This window comes from Citrobacter sp. Cpo100, from assembly GCF_030332595.1.
In the GTDB taxonomy this organism is placed as follows: Bacteria; Pseudomonadota; Gammaproteobacteria; order Enterobacterales; family Enterobacteriaceae; genus Citrobacter; species Citrobacter portucalensis.
The window spans coordinates 382,264-400,175 of record NZ_JAOWHM010000037.1 but is presented as its reverse complement, the minus strand read 5'-3'; the positions used below and the strand labels follow the sequence as shown (position 1 = coordinate 400,175).

Sequence of the window (17,912 nt, the reverse complement as noted above, 5' to 3'; positions counted from 1 at the left end):
ACGCCGTCATCAGAAAAGAGAAAACATCAGCGCAACGGGAAAACTCATCGGCCAGGTCGCCCCGACTAATACCGCGCTAAGAAAGCGGATCCGCTTTTTATCGCGGGAAAGAAACCAGGTGATGATTGCCGTGATGACGGCCATCACCGCATAAAAAACCAACATTTTTTGGTATAGGGACATTTAAGGCATCCTGGCCAGAAGAGAAAATCGCGCGCAATATGCTATTTTTCATGACTCACATCAAGTTTTATTAATTAATTTAAGAAAAACGGCTGTAAAACAACCCATTTTCATTATGTTCAGAATTCGTACTATTGCGGATAGTTATAAGCCGTACTATACCCATAAGGGTTAAAACGAAAGGTGGCAAAAATGAATGTTTCCAGTAAAACTGTGGTGCTGATAAATATATTTGCTGCTGTAGGACTTTTCAGTCTGATATCCGCAAGGTTCGGCTGGTTTGCTTGATGTAACGCTTCTTGATTAATTGCAGCGTCCGCTGGCAGAGAGGATCTTCTCTCTGCCATCAGTAAACAATCTTCCCACTCTGCTATCACTGGGTAAATTATCCTTAATATGTAATACCCCTAATCCTTCTGCGGCATTATATTGCCCGAATAACGGCCAGGTGTTGTGCCGGTATGTTGATGGAAGAAAGCAATAAAAGCACTGTCGCTGACAAACTCCAGATATTGCGCGACCTGGCTGATATGGCATCCATCAGCCAACATTTCCATGGCTTTTAACAACCTAAATTGCTGCCGCCAGTCCTGATAATTCATCCCGGTATCCCTGATAAATATTCGGCTGATCGTCCTCTCGCATGCCCCAACCTGTCGGGACAATTGATTCAGTCGTGGTGGCAATTCACCCATGCGTAATCCCTTGAGCCACACGTTGAGCCGTGGATCTGAGGGGTACTGCAATGTCCAGTTTTCACTGCGGGCGGCACGCATTTCCTCACAAAAAACGGCAATGAGGCTGGACTGCTGTGCGGCAGGCATTTCCCATGGCCAGAAGGCCATACGTTCTATCACTTCAAAAAACAGCGGATTAACTTCGACTATCTGCAGCGGTAACTCAGATAACGGCAATGTGGTAGAAAAGTACAAAGAGCGATATGCCATCACACCACGCATTATGGCGCGATGTACCGTGCCTGCCGGGATCCAAACCGCACGACGTGGCGGTAGCAGACACAGGGCCTGCTCCAGTTCAATCGTAATGCTTCCCGCCGCCGAAAAAAGTAGCTGATGACGAAGATGACTGTGCCGCCCGGAATCATGTACGCCCATATCGGCAGCAATACCGATTACCGGTTTATCAAAGCTATCCGCATCAAAAGCATCATCAGGGGCAATTTTCATTATCTGTCTGATATTTGATATTTAAAGTCCTGATAATGGTAATACGACATATCCCTTTCAGCAATAATGCCCGCCTGTTTTCTGTCTCTCTGGATATTGCTATGAACACACTTCGTCGCCCATCGCTGTGGCTTCTTACGCTACTGATTATGTTTCCACAACTGGTGGAAACCATTTACAGCCCGGCATTGCCGGGTATCGCTACCTCTTTTCACGTAAGCAGTGAGCGCGCGGCTCAAACACTCTCCGTTTATTTTGTTGCCTTTGCCGTCGGCGTAGCGATGTGGGGTTGGCTAAGTGACTGCATCGGACGACGTTGGGCGATGTTGGCAGGGCTTATCTGCTATGGAACAGGTTGCGCATTGGCCGTTGTTGCCACCGACTTCAGCGTTTTGCTGCTGGCACGGATGATCTCCGCCGTCGGTGCGGCTGCGGGGTCGGTCGTGGTACAGACCATGCTAAGGGACAGTTATGAATCAACTGCGCTATCCCGCGTCTTTTCCGTGATGGGGGCCGCGCTGGCATTGAGTCCGGTTTTTGGCCTGCTAAGCGGAGGTTGGTTAGTGAGTCTGTACGGCCATACCGGTGTCTTTGTTGCCCTTGTGCTGTTGGCGTTGCTACTGCTAATACTGACAGCGACCATGCTGCCAGAAACCCGGCCCGAACATACGCTCAGCCCGAAGCTTGCCGCGCTATTTTCCCGCATGATGCGGGACAGTGAGTTGCGGAAAAACACCATGCTGGTTGCCCTGCTGAACACCATGCTGTTTAGCTATTACAGCCTGGCACCGTTTCTTTTTGGGCAATTAGGATGGAGCTCCAGGGCCTTTGGCTGGACGGGGTTGCTACTTGCGTTTGCTTCTCTGTCAGGTAGCCTGCTGAACCGAAGACTGTTAACGACAGGTCTGACGCCGGAGCGACTTGTACGTTATGCCTGTGTGCTGGCAGCGTTGTCAGGTCTCGTCGCGTGGTGTTTACAGCACTCCGCGTGGATCCTGATTCCGGTGTTCGGCGTGGTGATTGCCTATGGTATCGCCATTCCCAATGTGCTGAGTCAGGCGCTGCGTCACTACCGTGAACAGGCCGGTGCCGCAGGTGCTTTGTTCGGATTAAGCTATTACCTGTTACTTGGGATGATGCTGGGTTTAGCAGGCATGGTGCAGCAACTGGGGCTGGTTCTGAGCGTCTGTGCCCTACTCGCCTGGCTTTGCAGCCTGGGCCGCAGATAAACCCGATGGCGATCCTGAAAGCACAAAGCCCCGGCTATATGCTGGGGCTTTGTTGTATCAATTAGCCTGACCTCGCGGATATTTCCAACTTACCGCCGTCCGATGGCGACGAGGCCAGTGGCGCGAATAGTATAGACACACGTATGCCAATATTTAGCTATCCGTGCCCCATTCGCCGATCGCGCTTAAGATATTACTCATGCTTGATCATAACATGGCGAATAACCGTGTAATCCTCCAGCCCATAAACCGACATATCCTTTCCATAGCCGGACTGTTTTTGCCCACCGTGCGGCATCTCGCTAACCAGCGTGAAATGGGTATTGACCCAGGTGCAACCATATTGCAGGCGAGCGCTAAAGCGATGCGCTCGCCCAACATCCCGGGTCCAGACGGAGGATGCCAGGCCGTATTTCGAATCGTTGGCCCATGCCAGCACCTGATCTTCATCATCAAATACGGTCACGCTGACCACCGGACCGAAAACTTCCCGCTGTACGATGGCATCGTCCTGCTTCGCCCCAGCAAGCAGCGTCGGGGCAAAATAGTAGCCTGAACCATCCACTTTTTTACCGCCGGTGATGACCTTAATATGGCCCAACGCTTTAGCCTCATCGACCGCTTTAGTCACGCGATCGAGATGTGCCTGCGAGCTCACTGGTCCCAGCTCGGTCGATTCATCATTCGGCGGACCGATTTTCAGGCTGGCAACGGCGGCGCCAAGTTTCTCGACCAGTGCATCATAAATGCCTTTCTGGGCATAAATTCGGCAAGCGGCGGTACAGTCTTGCCCGGCGTTGTAATAACCAAAGGTCCGCACGCCACTCACCACTGCATCCAGATCGGCATCATCAAAAATGATCACCGGAGCTTTTCCGCCCAGTTCCATATGCGTACGCTTAATTGACGGCGCGGTGTGCTGAATAATGTGTTCACCGGTTGCAATGGAGCCGGTCAGCGAAACCATGCGCACTTTTTCATGACCGGTCAGCGGATCGCCCACCGTTTTACCGCGGCCAAACAGCACGTTAATCACGCCAGCCGGATAAATGTCTTTGGCGAATTCGGCTAATTTAAGCGCCGTCAGCGGGGTAATTTCTGACGGTTTAATCACCACGCAGTTCCCCGCCGCCAACGCTGGAGCCAGCTTCCACGCCGCCATCATCAGCGGATAGTTCCACGGCGCAATAGATGCCACCACGCCCAGCGGATCACGGCGAATCATCGAGGTATGCCCTTCCAGATATTCACCGGCCGCCTGTCCTTGCAGGGTACGCGCCGCACCGGCGAAGAAACGGAAAACATCGACAATAGCGGGAATTTCATCGTTGAGAACACAGTGCAGCGGTTTACCGCAGTTAAGTGATTCCAGCTCAGCGAAGGTTTGCGCGTTATCAGCAATAGCATCCGCTAGTTTCAGCAGCAGTTCAGAGCGGACTTTCGGCGTGGTTTGCCCCCAAGTGGCAAACGCGGCGTCTGCCGCACGTACAGCGGCATCAACCTGCATGGCTGACGCCTCAGCAATCTCCAGAATGAGTTCACCAGTGGCAGGGTTATAGACTGGCTGCTTTTCACCTTCACCGTTGACCAGCTCGCCATTAATCAGTAATTGATGTTGCATAGCAATTTCCCATATCGTCGTTTATTTACCGTTTCCGGCGAGAGTGTCGCCTTCACGCGTTAGCCACCAGGCCCCTAAAATTGGCAGTGTTGTCACCAGCATTACCAGCAATGCCACAACGTTGGTGACCGGCACATCCCGTGGACGGCCCAATTGATTGAGCAGCCACAGAGGAAGTGTTCTTTCATGTCCGGCGGTGAACGTTGTCACGATGATTTCATCAAACGACAAGGCAAACGCCAGCATCCCCCCCGCCAGAAGTGCCGATGCCAGGTTTGGCAGCACGACATAACGAAAGGTTTGCCAGCCATTGGCGCCAAGATCCATAGACGCTTCGACCAGACTCCATGAGGTACGGCGAAAACGCGCCACAACGTTGTTAAACACCACCACCACGCAAAATGTCGCATGGCCCACCACGATCGTGAGAAAACCCGGTTCCAGGTTGATGGTTTTAAACGCGGTCAACAGCGCAAGGCCGGTAATAATGCCCGGCAGCGCGATCGGCAACAGTAGCAACAGCGATATTGCACTTTTGCCAAAAAAGTCCCTACGCCACAGCGCGGCCGCGGCCAGCGTCCCCAGAACAAGGGCAATAGCTGTCGACAACGCAGCGATTTTAAGTGACAACGTCACAGACTCCAGAATATCGCTACGCTGCGCAGCAACGCTAAACCACTTCAGCGTTAATCCCTGGGGTGGAAAACTAAAAGCAGCCTCCTCAGTATTAAAAGCATAGGTGGCGATGATGAGGATGGGAAAGTGCAGGAAAATAACCCCGCCCCATGCCGCCAGTTTGAGTAGCCAGGGTGCGCGTTCAGAGTGCATCGAAAGCTCCCAGACGCTTCACGAACGCCAGATACAGTGCGATTAACACAATCGGCACCAGAGTAAATGCCGCCGCCATCGGCATATTGCCGATCGCCCCTTGTTGCGAATACACCATGTTGCCGATGAAATAGCCCGGCGGTCCCACCAGTTGCGGCACAATAAAGTCACCCAACGTCAGAGAGAAGGTAAAGATCGAACCCGCTGCAATACCCGGTATCGCCAATGGAAGCACCACATAGCGGAAGGTTTGACGCGGACGCGCGCCCAAATCAGCAGAAGCCTGTAACAGCGACGGCGGAAGTCTCTCCAGGGCGGCCTGTACCGGCAGGATCATAAACGGCAGCCAGATATAGACGAACACCAGGAAACGCCCTAACCCTGAAGTTGACAGCGTATTGCCGCCTACCGCAGGCAATGTCAGGAACGAAAGCAGCAACGGCTCCAGCCCAAGGTGGGTTAAAAACCACTGCGCCACGCCGTCTTTAGCCAACAGCAGCGTCCACGCATAGGCTTTAACGATGTAGCTGGCCCACATTGGCAACATTACGGCAATGTAAAAAAAAGCCTTCATTTTGCCGCTGGTATAGCGAGCCATATACCACGCCATCGGAAACGCCAGAATCGCGCTGGCGATGGTGACCGCTACCGCCATCGTCAGAGTGCGCAAAATGATGTCGTAGTTAGCGGGATTAAACAGCGCCTGCAAATTCGCCAGCGTCAGGTCTGGTGTGACCGACATGGTGAAATCGTCGAAGGTATAAAAACCTTGCCACAACAGCGTCAGTAATGAGCCAAAGTAGACGATGCCAAACCACATCAGCGGTCCGAGGAGCAGCAAAAATAACCCCAGCCCCGGATTACGCCAGAAGTAACCTGAGATCCGGTTCAGGTTGGTCGACTGTGGAGGCGAATGTAAGACGTTCATAGCCATTCACCTCTCCTCAACCAGCGGTACCATCACGTCGCGTGACCAGGATGCCATCACCTGCTGACCTGGCGACAACGTTGACGGTAGCATTTCTCCCGTCAGGTTCGCCTGGCTAACCAGCAATTTTTCCCCTCCGGCGAGTTTTAGCTCAAACCGCGTCGCCGCCCCCTGATACTGCACCGCCTGAATAACCCCCCGGGCCTGAACTTCTCCTCCGGTATCATTCAAGCGAATGTGTTCCGGACGCAGGGAAAACATCCCCTGTAGCCCACAAACGTTCGCCGACATCGTCGCATCGAAGACATTTGACGTCCCGACGAAACTTGCCACAAACGGCGTACGTGGACGCATATACAGTTCACGCGGAGAATCTACCTGTTCAATGCGACCGTTATTAAACACAGCAACACGATCGGACATCGACAGGGCTTCACCCTGATCGTGGGTAACAAAAATGAACGTGATGCCAAGAGATTGCTGTAATTTTTTCAGTTCCAGCTGCATCTGTTCACGCAATTTAAGATCCAATGCCCCGAGCGGCTCATCCAACAGCAGGACGCGCGGCTCATTGACCAGCGCCCGGGCAATCGCCACGCGCTGACGTTGCCCACCGGAAAGCTGCGACGGTTTACGCTCATGCACAAAACCGAGTGCGACCTTATCCAGCGCTTCACGTGCTTTCGCGTGGCGCTGTTTTTTATCGATGCCTTTGACCATCAGCCCGTAGGCGACGTTGTCGAGAATCGACATGTGCGGGAACAACGCGTAATCCTGAAATACCGTATTGACGTCCCGTTCCCAGGGCGGCAATTCGCTGGCCTGCTTACCAAAAATGGTAATTGCGCCGCCTGACAGCTGCTCAAACCCGGCAATCAGGCGCAGACAAGTGGTCTTGCCGGAGCCGGATGGCCCCAGCATAGAGAAAAACTCACCGTCGTTAATCGCAATACTTACCCCATCAACTGCACGAACATCCCCATACAAACGCGAGACGTTATGAAACTCCACTGCGTACGTCATAAAACCCCCAGTGGAATTAACGACCGCCCATAATGGCGATGTAATCCTGCGTCCAGCGACTGTAAGGAACGAATTTTCCACCTTCGGCAATCGGCGTTTTCCAGAAGGCAATTTTGTCAAAGTAGCTATAGCCGTTGGTTTCACAACCCTTTTCACCCAACAGAGGGCTGGCTTTACAACCTTCAGGTACCACTGGCAGAGAACCAAACCAGGCCGCTACGTCGCCCTGTACTTTCGGGGTTAATGACCAGTTCATCCATTTGTAAGCACAAACCGGGTGTTTCGCTTCACTGTGCAGCATGGTGGTATCAGCCCATCCGGTAACCCCTTCTTTTGGGAAAACCGTGGCAATTGGCTGACCTTCGCCTTTCAAGGCGTTAGCCTGATAAGGCCAGGCGCTTGACGCCACCACGCCTTCGTTTTTGAAATCGCTCATTTGCACGGTGGTATCGTGCCAATAGCGATGGATCAGCGCGTGCTGATCGCTCAGGACTTTGATTACCGCCTGATACTGTTTTTCAGTGAGCTGATAGGGATCGGTAATACCCAACTGCGGCTGAGTGGCTTTAACGAATAACGCGGCATCGGCAATATAGATCGGGCCATCGTAGGCCTGAACGCGCCCTTTATTGCTTTTCCCATCCTCAAGTTTTTGCTCAACAAACACCACGCTCCAGCTATCCGGCGGCGTTGGAAAAATTTTGGTGTTATACATCAGCAGGTTTGGTCCCCACTGGTACGGTGTGCCGTAAACTTTTCCGCCAACGTTAAACCATTCGCCTTTTACCACGCGTGGATCGATGGTTTTCCAGTTAGGGATCAGCGCGGTATTAATTGGCTGAACGCGTTTTCCCATAATCAGGCGCAGTGAGGCATCACCAGAAGCGGTAACCAGGTCGTAGCCGCCTTTTGCCATCAGGCTGACCATTTCATCAGATGTGGCTGCCGTTTTTACATTAACCGCGCAGCCAGTATCTTTCTCAAACTGTGAGACCCAGTCATATTGTTTATCGGTTTGCCCACGTTCGATATAACCCGGCCAGGCAATAATATCCAGGCGGCCTTCCGGTTTATCTAATGATGTGGGGGGTTCGGCTGCCTGCGCAGTCATCAGCGTCATACTGAGTGCGCACAGGCTACTGAGGGCAAACTGCTTGCTCATAACGTCTTACTCCTGTCTAAAAAATATTGAGCGGCAGCCTTGCCGTAAATATATGTCCTTTTCTAAAAATAGTCGGGGTGTTGTAAGCGTTCCTGTTGGCGCAAGGAAATTTAATCAGGTTGTGAGCTAACGCTCATTACGCTACAGACTCTGACCTGGGGGTAATCTTCTGGAGTATAGACAAGGAGTTAGACGCAGAGGTGGCAATAGTATTAACTATTGATATTTTGTATGGACGCACCCGATATAAATAATACCGTGGTTCAGCATTCACTATTTCGAAAATAAGAACACGCTATTCATTTATATTGAATAGCGCGTTATGGTTTATTTCATCATTTCACGAATTAATTTACCAAGCTGTTTTACGGCCTGCTCTTCGCGATCTCCCCAGTGCCATGCCGTATTAAAACGAAAAAAACGTGTCCAGCTTCCCGAGGTCGAGAACATTTTCCCCGGCGCAATGCTGATGTGGTGTGCCAGCGCATGGGTACTGAGCACACCGGCATCAAGCGGTTCCGGCAGTTCCAGCCACAGAAAATAACCGCTGTCGTTGTGGTGAATTTTGACTTCCGCCGGAAGATGACGCAGCAGCGTTTGCCAGGCCTGTTGTTTACGTTCCGCCAGTTGCCGACGCAAGCGCCGCAGATGCGCGTCATAGCGCCGGGTTGAAAGATAATCAACAAGGGCAAGCTGCATGGGCGAACTGGTAGATAAGGTGCTCATTAGCTGGAGTCGCTGAATACGCCGGGCATGTTTCCCTGCTGCCACCCAGCCAATACGAAATCCTGGTACCAGACACTTCGAGAAGGACGAACAATGCAGAACGCTGTCGGCGCGATCCCAGGCTTTGGCGGGCAACGGTTTTTCGCGGCCAAAGTACAGCTCGCTGTAAACATCATCTTCAATCAGTATTACGTGGTATTTTTCCAGCAAGGCAACCAGACGCGCCTTTTTCTCTGCGCTGAGCGTAAAACCCAGTGGATTTTGGCTGTTTGTCATTAGCCAGCAAGCTTTTACCGGGTACTCCTGCAACGCCTGCTCCAGCGCGGTGAGATCGATCCCCTCTTTTACGTCGGTGGCAATCGAAAGCGCCTTCAGACGTAATCGCTCCAGGGCCTGCAACGCCCCGTAAAAACAGGGGTTTTCGACAATTACCCAATCACCCGGTTCGGTGACTGCTTGCAGGCTCAGGTTGAGGGCTTCCATCGCGCCGGTGGTGATGACGATTTCATCAGGTGAAATGGTCATCCCCTGTTGAGCATAGCGACGGGCAATGGCATGACGCAGCTCAGCATTCCCCGGCGGCAGGTTTTCAATCACGCTCATGGCGGTGGCAGTTTTACTCACCTGCGCCAACGAGCGATTCAACTGCTGAAGTGGAAACAGCCGCGGGTCGGGGAATGCGGAGGCAAAGGGCATCACTGACGCATCCCGGCTGGCCTGCAACATATCAAAAATGTAGGTATTGATATCCACCGCTTCATCGCGCATGACCTGCACCTGTGGCGCAGCAAATTCACGTTCGGGGCGCGCGGCGACATAATAGCCAGACTGCGGTCGGGCAATAATCCGCCCCTGGCTTTCCAGCAACTGGTATGCGTGTCCGACGGTCATAAAACTCATTCCGCTGCTGACCACCTGCTCACGCAAGGATGGCAAGCGATCGCCTGGCTGCCATACGCCAGACGCAATTTGATCGCGAATTTGCTCTGCCAGTCGCTGGTACTTTTTCATTTTTCGTCCTGATTACCGGTGTCGGTGACAACCACTGTGTATATCAGTTTACATAATCAGGGTATTTTATTTAACTGTTATAGTTAACAGTTTTACAACATCGGTAATGACAGTTCTTTGCCTACGGCGCGTATTTCAAGAAGAGAACGCTATTCAATGACAGGAATCAAGCTTCCGGATTTCATATCAGCGAGTGCAACTTATAACAGCGCTGCAACTGTTATGGTTAAAAAGAACTGTTCTGTTTCTGCCTTCCATTGCTCCTCAGACTTAGAATTGCGCTAAATCAATTTTGCCTGCGGAGTTAAGCATGTTCGGTCTTGACGCGTTTCACCTGGCAAGGATCCAGTTCGCGTTTACGGTATCCTTTCACATCATCTTTCCGGCTATTACTATCGGGCTCGCCAGTTATCTGGCTGTGCTGGAAGGGCTATGGCTAAAAACGAAAAATCCCATTTGGCGATCGCTGTACCATTTCTGGTCGAAAATATTCGCCGTAAATTTTGGTATGGGTGTAGTTTCCGGGCTGGTGATGGCTTATCAGTTCGGCACCAACTGGAGTGGTTTTTCCGAGTTCGCCGGGAGTATCACTGGGCCGTTACTGACCTATGAAGTATTAACCGCCTTCTTCCTCGAAGCTGGTTTCCTTGGGGTGATGTTGTTTGGCTGGAATCGGGTTGGTCCAGGACTTCATTTCTTTGCCACCTGCATGGTCGCACTGGGTACCATTATTTCAACCTTCTGGATCCTCGCCTCCAACAGCTGGATGCAGACACCGCAAGGCTATGAAATAGTTAACGGCCAGGTCGTTCCCGTCGACTGGTTCGCCGTTATTTTCAATCCTTCGTTCCCCTATCGTCTGCTGCATATGTCGGTTGCCGCCTTCCTGAGTAGCGCGTTGTTTGTTGCTGCCTCGGGGGCATGGCATTTGCTGCGCGGGAATAACACACCAGCAATTCGAGCGATGTTTTCGATGGCGCTGTGGATGACATTAATCGTCGCTCCACTGCAGGCCTTGATTGGCGATATGCACGGTTTGAATACGCTGAAGCATCAGCCGGCAAAAATTGCTGCGATTGAAGGACACTGGGAAAATCGCCCCGGTGAACCGACTCCGCTGCTGCTGTTCGGCTGGCCGGATATGGAGCAGGAACGCACCCGCTATGGGCTGGAAATCCCGGCGCTGGGCAGTCTGATCCTGACCCATAGTCTGGACAAACAGGTCCCGGCCCTAAAAGAGTTTCCTAAAGAAGACAGGCCCAACTCCACTATGGTGTTCTGGTCGTTTCGCATAATGGCCGGGCTAGGCATGCTGATGATCCTGTTGGGCGCGTTTGCCCTGTGGCTGCGCTATAAGCAGCGTTTATACACCTCGCGCCCTTTTCTGCGCTTTGCCTTATGGATGGGTCCTTCCGGTCTGATTGCCATCCTTGCCGGTTGGGTGACCACTGAAGTTGGCCGTCAGCCGTGGGTGGTTTACGGTCTGCAACGTACGGCGGATGCGGTTTCTGCACATGGCGATTTACATATGAGCATCAGCCTGCTGTCCTTCTTTGTGGTGTACAGCTCAGTGTTTGGCGTGGGTTACAGCTACATGATCCGCCTGATCCGTAAAGGGCCACAGGAAGATGACCCGACTATTCCGCCAACAGGCACGCCTGCCCGGCCGCTTTCAGCCGCCGTCCTCGATTCTCAACCGGAGGCACATCGCTAATGGGTATCGATTTATCAGTTATCTGGTTTGTAATTATCGTCTTCGCCACGCTGATGTATATCGTGATGGACGGTTTTGATCTCGGGATTGGCATTTTATTCCCAGCGATTCAGGACGCTGACGACCGCGATGTGATGGTCAACAGCGTCGCCCCGGTATGGGACGGCAATGAAACCTGGCTGGTGTTGGGCGGAGCCGGATTATTCGGCGCTTTCCCCCTGGCCTATGCGGTGATTGTCGATGCGCTGACGATTCCGTTGACCCTGATGCTAATCGGTCTGATTTTTCGCGGCGTCGCGTTCGAGTTTCGCTTCAAAGCCACACCTGCGCACCGACCATTCTGGGATAAAGCCTTTATCGGCGGTTCAATCCTCGCGACATTCACGCAAGGTGTCGTGGTGGGTGCCGTACTCAACGGATTTTCCGTTACCGGACGCAGCTACAGCGGCGGTCCTTTCGACTGGTTGACCCCGTTCACGTTGTTCTGCGGCGTTGGTCTGGTCGTGGCTTACGCCCTGCTGGGGGCGACATGGCTGGTGATGAAAAGCGAAAATCCGTTGCAGGATAAAATGCGCAGTGTGGCCAAAAAACTGCTGCTGGCAATGTTGGTTGTGATTGCCATTATCAGCCTGTGGACACCACTGGCACATAGCGCGATTGCCGAGCGTTGGTTTAGCCTGCCCAACCTTTGGTTCCTGATGCCGGTTCCGCTGCTGGTTGCGCTTATCAGTCTCTGGCTGTGGCGTTCGCTGGGGCAACATAACTGCCATACGCTGCCTTTTGTATTGACACTGGGGCTGATTTTTCTCGGGTTTAGCGGGCTGGGGATCAGTATCTGGCCACATATCATTCCACCGTCTATTACGCTCTGGCAGGCAGCGGCTCCGGCACAAAGTCAGGGCTTTATGTTGGTTGGCGCACTGCTGATTATCCCGATAATCCTGGTGTACACCTTCTGGAGCTACTACGTTTTCCGCGGCAAAGTTCAACATGGTGAGGGGTATCATTGATGCAACAAACAATCTGGAAACGCCTGATGTGGCTGGTGATCCTCTGGGGCGGCAGCGTGCTGGCCCTGGCCGCCGTTGGTATGTTCTTTCGTCTCCTGATGACGGCCGCCGGATTTAAGTCCTGAATCTCGCCCTGATAACACCCGGTCAGCGCGCTGCACTGCCCGGATGTTACAAATCCCAACATCGACTAAACAAAAATGTAAAAAACATCGAAATGGCAAAACAGAGATTGTCATTAACCCGATTAAAATATTGAATAGTCACCGGGCGAAATTATCGCCAATTCCGCAGCTAACGTACCAGAGGGTGCATGATGTTTAAGAAAGGGTTAACGGTGTTATTGCTGGCCAGCGCGCTTTTTTCCGGTCAACTTTTCGCTACTAATCAGGGACATGAATATCTTCAGGTGCAGGATGCCGATCATTTACTACGACACACGGCCGACAGCGATGAACTTCGAGTGACGGCGGAAGAATCCGCCGCCGATCTTCGTGAGCACCATCACTGGCAAAAATCACGCAAACCCGATACACATCTGAGCTAACGATTAACCTTTGCGCTTTGGCAGTGTCTTCATCAGTTCTTCTGGACTGACCGAAGCCACGACGCTGCCCGGCAACGGCATCTTCAGAATGTGGTGCTTCATCTTGCCGATTACGTGCATTTCGCACGGTCGGCAATCAAATTTCAGCGTCAGGACTTCATCGCCGTTAACCAGTTGCATCGGTGTTGCTTTCCAGCTTTTGATGTTACCTTTCGCCTGTTTCGGACACAGGTTAAAGGCGAAACGCAGGCAATGTTTGGTGATCATCACCGGCACTTCGCCCTTTTCTTCATGTGCTTCATAGGCTGCATCAATCAACTGAACGCCATAACGGTGATAAAACTCACGCGCTTTTTGGTTGTAGACGTTAGCCAGGAAACTCAAGTGCGTTTGTGGATAAACCGGCGCTGGCTGAGATACCGGTTTGCGGCTACCGCGCTGATAGCTTTGCAGGCGCGCTGCATCCAGCATATCAACGGCTTCACGCCGGAACTGATTTAGTTGACCGTTTGGCACAAACAGCGCGCCCGGCAGATTCACCTGAATATTGCGGGCGTAGTACATCGTCTGACCAAGTTTTGCCAGTCCGTCCTGTAGGTTACTCAACGCTTTTTCCGCATTGTTCGCTTCCTCAAACTGGCCGTCCAACGTATGGGTGATACTCACGCCTTCTTCACTGGTGAGCGTCAGAATCAACTGCTCCTGCCAGCCGCCGAGCTCAATATCGATCGCAACACGGCGTTCGCTGGAAGTTTTTGTTAACGCTTGCTGCCAGTTATGATCGAGGTTGCGATTCAGCGGATGATGCGGACGCACTTTGTGCAGGTCGGCGGGCATTTCATTCGGCCATACCCGATAACGATTGTTCCCCATTTTTTCCACGGTGTTGGCGCGAAATCCAACAACCTCACGTTTGATTAACACGTTCAGGCCATCCCCGTTTGCCAGCGGTTCAGTCACCTCAACATCGAGATGATCTTTCGCCACCTTCAGGACTTCGCCGACCGGCAAACCGATAAACTTTGGTGAGTCGAATGCGCCGATATCCCCTTTACGGGCATTCACAAAATAATCGGTGCTGCCGCGATGGAAGGTTTTCTCTGTGGATGGGGTAAAGAAATGTTCGGTACGTCCCGCTGATGAACGGGCCAGATCGCCGCGTTCTTCAATGATGGCGTCGAGCATCTGGCGATAATGCGCGGTAATATTCTTCACATAACTCATGTCCTTATAGCGCCCTTCAATTTTGAAGGAACGCACACCTGCGTCAATCAACGCACCCAGGTTGGCGGTCTGATCGTTATCTTTCATCGACAGCAGATGTTTTTCATAGGATACCACGCGCCCCTGATCGTCTTTCAGGGTATACGGCAGACGGCAAGCCTGGGAACAGTCGCCGCGGTTAGCGCTGCGTCCTGTTTGTGCATGTGAAATATAACACTGCCCTGAATAGGCAACGCACAGCGCACCGTGAATGAAAAACTCAATGGTCGCATCGGTAGCCTGATGGATAGCGTTAATCTGCTCAAGGCTCAGTTCGCGCGCCAGCACAATCTGGGTGAATCCCACATCGGATAGAAATTTCGCCTTCTCAACGCTGCGAATATCGCACTGGGTGCTGGCGTGCAGTTCAATCGGGGGAATATCCAGTTCAAGAATCCCCATATCCTGCACGATCAGGGCATCAACGCCGGTCTGATACAGATCGGTAATTAACCGTTGTGCGGGCTCCAGCTCATCATCATGCAAGATCGTGTTTAGCGTCACAAAGATTTTTGCCCCGTAACGATGGGCAAAAGGCACTAATTCGGCAATATCTTTCAGGCTATTACTGGCGTTATGACGCGCGCCAAAACCTGGTCCACCAATGTAAACGGCGTCTGCGCCGTGCAAAATGGCTTCGCGCGCAATGGCGGTATCCCGAGCCGGGCTTAACAATTCAAGGTGATGAGGCTGCTGGCGCATACAGTTGTTACCATCCACAAGCGGTAAAAATGGCGGTTATTGTAGTCACAAGCGCGGCGTTTCGGAATAGTTTTCCCGATTAACCGCGTGGGTAATGGATCAGCGAATGAAAATGAACCGTTTGCTCGCTACTGTTACGGTAGCTATGTGCCGTATCTCCGGCGAAACGGACACCCTCACCGGATTTAAAGGTGCGCCACTGCCCCTCAATACACATATCCAGCAGGCCACTAATCACCACCACGTGCTCAATTACGCCGGTTTCATGCGGAGTAGATTCACTGAGCGCGCCGGGTGCCAGCAGTATCGAAAAATGATCGAAGCACAGTTGCGGATCCCACGGGAACAACGGTGTGACGACCATCGCCTGCTGCTGGGGATCGAATGTTAGCGTGCCGTCTGACTCTGGTGGTGAAATAAAGGTTGAAAATGGGACGTTCAGTCCGGTGGCAATTTTCCACAATGTCGCCACCGTTGGACTGGATTCGTTGCGCTCAATCTGCCCCAGCATCGCTTTTGAGACGCCAGTTTCCTCCGCCAGACGCGAAAGGCTCCATTCACGCTGGTGACGTAGCGTCTTGAGCGTTGTGGCCAGATAGTGGGTTAAGTTGTCCATTTTTCTCCTTCGTCGCTCTCCTTTCTCAGGGCTACAGCTTAGCACTTGTACGCTATAACGCACAGTGTTACAGTGACTGACCGTTATAACGCACGCGGAGTTGCTATGCGCACATTTTCCATCCCCCTGCCTACAGTTTTGTCGGGTTTTGTGGCGGTCCTGGTCGGCTACGCCAGTTCAGCGGCCATTATCTGGCAAGCGGCGCTCGCCGCAGGTGCGACGACCGGACAAATCGCAGGCTGGATGACCGCACTAGGGCTAGCAATGGGGGTCAGTACGCTGGCGCTGACATTGTGGTATCGCGCCCCTGTACTTACCGCATGGTCAACGCCCGGTGCCGCGCTGCTGGTGACGGGCCTGCAAGGGGTATCGATTCAGGATGCTATCGGTGTTTTTATCGTAGCTAATGCATTGATTGTGCTGTGCGGTATAACCGGGCTGTTTGCCCGCCTGATGAAAATTATTCCCCACTCGCTGGCATCGGCCATGCTGGCCGGGATCTTGCTGCGTTTTGGTTTGCAGGCGTTCAATAGCCTGAACAGTGAGCTTATCTTGTGCGGCAGCATGCTGCTGGCGTGGTTGGTACTAAAAGTAATCGCCCCACGGTATGCCGTTATCGCCGCAATGTTGGTAGGTATAGCCATCGCCCTGGTTAAAGGTGACATTGTCACCGATGGTGTTAATCTGTCACCGGTGTTGCCAGCGTTTATTGCACCACACTTTTCATTAGCCCACAGTATCAGTATTGCGCTACCGCTGTTTCTGGTCACTATGGCCTCGCAAAATGCCCCCGGTATTGCGACCATGAAAGCATCTGGATATTCGTTACCCGTTTCACCCCTGATTGTTTTTACGGGTCTGTTGGCACTGCTATTTTCGCCGTTTGGCGTCTATTCCATCTGCATCGCCGCCATAACCGCAGCAATTTGCCAAAGCCCCGAAGCCCATCCAGATGTAAATCGACGCTGGCTCGCCGCAGCCGCAGCGGGTGTCTTTTACATTCTGGCTGGGGTGTTTGGCGGTTCGGTCACAGGACTGATGGCAGCCCTGCCCGTAAGCTGGATCCAGATGCTTGCTGGTCTGGCATTACTCGGCACGATTAGCGGTAGTTTATTTCAAGCCTTACATAATGAAGCAGAACGCGATGCGGCCATCGTGGCTTTTCTGGTTACGGCCAGTGGTCTGACGGTATTTGGCGTTGGGTCTGCATTCTGGGGGCTGGTCGTCGGCGGTATTTGCTACTCAGTGTTGACATTATTTCGCCGCGCGTAGCTGCGTTGGCGTTTTACCCGTCACTTGTTTAAACCGGTTACTGAAATGGCTCGCCGAACTGAACCCACAGGCCATTGCAATATCCGACAGGCTGCGTGATGAATAACAGACCAGTTACTGCGCCAGCACCATACGGCGTTGCATGACGTACTGATGAGGCGCCATATTCATCGACTGGCGAAACATTCTGGCAAAATGGAATTCACTTAGCGCTGCTTCACCTGCCAGATCGCTCAACGTTATGGGATACGCCAGATGTGCTTCAATATAGGCCAGCACGTTGCGTAATGTGGCAGGCGCAAGCCCTCCGGTGACGACGGGAAGTCGCCATTGCACATTGCTGTAATGCTGGATCAGATGCGTTAACAGTAGTGCAGATGCCGCGCTAAGCGTGAGGTGATTGGCCGGTTGCTGCCAGTCATTACCAAGCAAAAACTGACGGTAAACCGCCGTGATCCCCGGGTCACTGCCAAACGTATGCTCGTCCAGCGTGAAGCTATAGGGGCTTTTGTCCCAGACTTTTTCACCCACTTCGCGCAAATGCGCGTCCGTACAATAGAGATGAACAAAGGAAAGATCGTCACGAATATCCCAACTGGACTCACTCTCTTTCGGCATCAGGCAAAAACGGTCTGGTCCCCCGCCATTCTTCCAGCCTCCCGCCGTCTTGTGGTAACTCTCGTAACCATCTGCGATGTATAAACTGAGCGTATGGTGATCGCAATATTGGGTGATGGTATCGCGTTTGTTCGACCAGGCCGCCAGTTGGATCCCTGAATGTAACGCAACCGATTCATGCAGCACGGCATTATGTTTGCGCAAGTTTTCAAAGGCACCGTAGGGCTGAGACATACCATCACATTCAAAATAAGTTAGCAGGCTTTCAGTCT

At 52.5% G+C, this 17,912-nt stretch carries 17 protein-coding genes and 1 pseudogene; 7 read left to right on the top strand and 11 right to left on the bottom strand.

What is annotated here, in order from left to right; genetic code table 11:
* Positions 1-9: 9 nt before the first annotated feature.
* On the bottom strand, positions 10-183 hold the full coding sequence (locus OGX96_RS17500; RefSeq protein WP_003020198.1) for a GhoT/OrtT family toxin: 174 nt from the start codon (positions 181-183) through the stop codon (positions 10-12).
* Positions 184-375: 192 nt separating this feature from the next.
* Here OGX96_RS17500 and yncL point away from each other — a divergent pair, with 192 nt between their 5' ends.
* Positions 376-471, top strand: coding sequence for a stress response membrane protein YncL (gene yncL / locus OGX96_RS17495; protein ID WP_071524268.1), 96 nt, complete (start codon positions 376-378; stop codon positions 469-471).
* 119 nt (positions 472-590) lie between these two features.
* Here yncL and OGX96_RS17490 read toward each other — a convergent pair whose 3' ends face one another.
* Positions 591-1,370, bottom strand: a complete 780-nt coding sequence (locus tag OGX96_RS17490) for an AraC family transcriptional regulator (protein ID WP_111465548.1) — start codon at positions 1,368-1,370, stop codon at positions 591-593.
* A 101-nt stretch (positions 1,371-1,471) separates the two neighbouring features.
* On the opposite strand from OGX96_RS17490, the gene OGX96_RS17485 reads away from it, so the two are divergent.
* A complete protein-coding gene (locus tag OGX96_RS17485; protein WP_198802255.1) occupies positions 1,472-2,599 on the top strand; it encodes a multidrug effflux MFS transporter in 1,128 nt (375 codons plus the stop codon).
* 193 nt (positions 2,600-2,792) lie between these two features.
* Here OGX96_RS17485 and patD read toward each other — a convergent pair whose 3' ends face one another.
* The 6 genes from patD to OGX96_RS17455 all read right to left on the bottom strand — a co-directional run bounded on the left by patD (position 2,793) and on the right by OGX96_RS17455 (position 9,898).
* Positions 2,793-4,220, bottom strand: coding sequence for an aminobutyraldehyde dehydrogenase (gene patD / locus OGX96_RS17480; RefSeq protein WP_003833127.1), 1,428 nt, complete (start codon positions 4,218-4,220; stop codon positions 2,793-2,795).
* Between the two features lie 21 nt (positions 4,221-4,241).
* Positions 4,242-5,048, bottom strand: coding sequence for an ABC transporter permease (locus OGX96_RS17475; protein WP_003020204.1), 807 nt, complete (start codon positions 5,046-5,048; stop codon positions 4,242-4,244).
* A complete protein-coding gene (locus tag OGX96_RS17470; RefSeq protein ID WP_003833133.1) occupies positions 5,038-5,982 on the bottom strand; it encodes an ABC transporter permease in 945 nt (314 codons plus the stop codon). The genes OGX96_RS17475 and OGX96_RS17470 overlap by 11 nt, the downstream gene beginning before the upstream one ends.
* Positions 5,983-6,999, bottom strand: a complete 1,017-nt coding sequence (locus OGX96_RS17465; protein WP_048235324.1) for an ABC transporter ATP-binding protein — start codon at positions 6,997-6,999, stop codon at positions 5,983-5,985. It lies immediately after the preceding gene.
* A 16-nt stretch (positions 7,000-7,015) separates the two neighbouring features.
* The gene (gene ydcS / locus OGX96_RS17460; RefSeq protein ID WP_008784842.1) at positions 7,016-8,161 is read right to left on the bottom strand and encodes a putative ABC transporter substrate-binding protein YdcS; all 1,146 of its coding nucleotides are present in this window, start codon (positions 8,159-8,161) and stop codon (positions 7,016-7,018) included.
* Positions 8,162-8,488: 327 nt separating this feature from the next.
* A complete protein-coding gene (locus OGX96_RS17455) occupies positions 8,489-9,898 on the bottom strand; it encodes an aminotransferase-like domain-containing protein (RefSeq protein WP_008784843.1) in 1,410 nt (469 codons plus the stop codon).
* A gap of 310 nt (positions 9,899-10,208) precedes the next feature.
* On the opposite strand from OGX96_RS17455, the gene OGX96_RS17450 reads away from it, so the two are divergent.
* The 4 genes from OGX96_RS17450 to OGX96_RS17435 all read left to right on the top strand — a co-directional run bounded on the left by OGX96_RS17450 (position 10,209) and on the right by OGX96_RS17435 (position 13,169).
* Positions 10,209-11,612: a cytochrome ubiquinol oxidase subunit I gene (locus OGX96_RS17450; protein ID WP_048214148.1), complete on the top strand. Its 1,404-nt coding sequence runs from the start codon at positions 10,209-10,211 to the stop codon at positions 11,610-11,612.
* On the top strand, positions 11,612-12,622 hold the full coding sequence (gene cydB, locus OGX96_RS17445; protein ID WP_103285248.1) for a cytochrome d ubiquinol oxidase subunit II: 1,011 nt from the start codon (positions 11,612-11,614) through the stop codon (positions 12,620-12,622). Before OGX96_RS17450 ends, cydB begins: the two co-directional genes overlap by 1 nt.
* On the top strand, positions 12,622-12,747 hold the full coding sequence (locus OGX96_RS17440; protein WP_003020230.1) for a DUF2474 domain-containing protein: 126 nt from the start codon (positions 12,622-12,624) through the stop codon (positions 12,745-12,747). The genes cydB and OGX96_RS17440 overlap by 1 nt, the downstream gene beginning before the upstream one ends.
* A gap of 191 nt (positions 12,748-12,938) precedes the next feature.
* Complete coding sequence (locus OGX96_RS17435; RefSeq protein WP_003020233.1) at positions 12,939-13,169, top strand: DUF2554 family protein; 231 nt, start codon at positions 12,939-12,941, stop codon at positions 13,167-13,169.
* Between the two features lie 3 nt (positions 13,170-13,172).
* On the opposite strand, the gene rlhA is transcribed toward OGX96_RS17435, so the two are convergent.
* Both rlhA and OGX96_RS17425 read right to left on the bottom strand, forming a co-directional pair.
* A complete protein-coding gene (gene rlhA / locus OGX96_RS17430) occupies positions 13,173-15,134 on the bottom strand; it encodes a 23S rRNA 5-hydroxycytidine C2501 synthase (protein ID WP_198802257.1) in 1,962 nt (653 codons plus the stop codon).
* A 79-nt stretch (positions 15,135-15,213) separates the two neighbouring features.
* Positions 15,214-15,750 (bottom strand): helix-turn-helix domain-containing protein, encoded by a 537-nt coding sequence (locus OGX96_RS17425; protein WP_071446326.1) that lies wholly within the window; start codon positions 15,748-15,750, stop codon positions 15,214-15,216.
* Positions 15,751-15,855: 105 nt separating this feature from the next.
* On the opposite strand from OGX96_RS17425, the gene OGX96_RS17420 reads away from it, so the two are divergent.
* Complete coding sequence (locus OGX96_RS17420) at positions 15,856-17,022, top strand: benzoate/H(+) symporter BenE family transporter (protein WP_204192523.1); 1,167 nt, start codon at positions 15,856-15,858, stop codon at positions 17,020-17,022.
* Here OGX96_RS17420 and OGX96_RS17415 read toward each other — a convergent pair.
* Positions 17,005-17,874: pseudogene (locus tag OGX96_RS17415) on the bottom strand (AraC family transcriptional regulator). The gene OGX96_RS17420 and the pseudogene OGX96_RS17415 overlap by 18 nt on opposite strands.
* Positions 17,875-17,912: the final 38 nt, after the last annotated feature.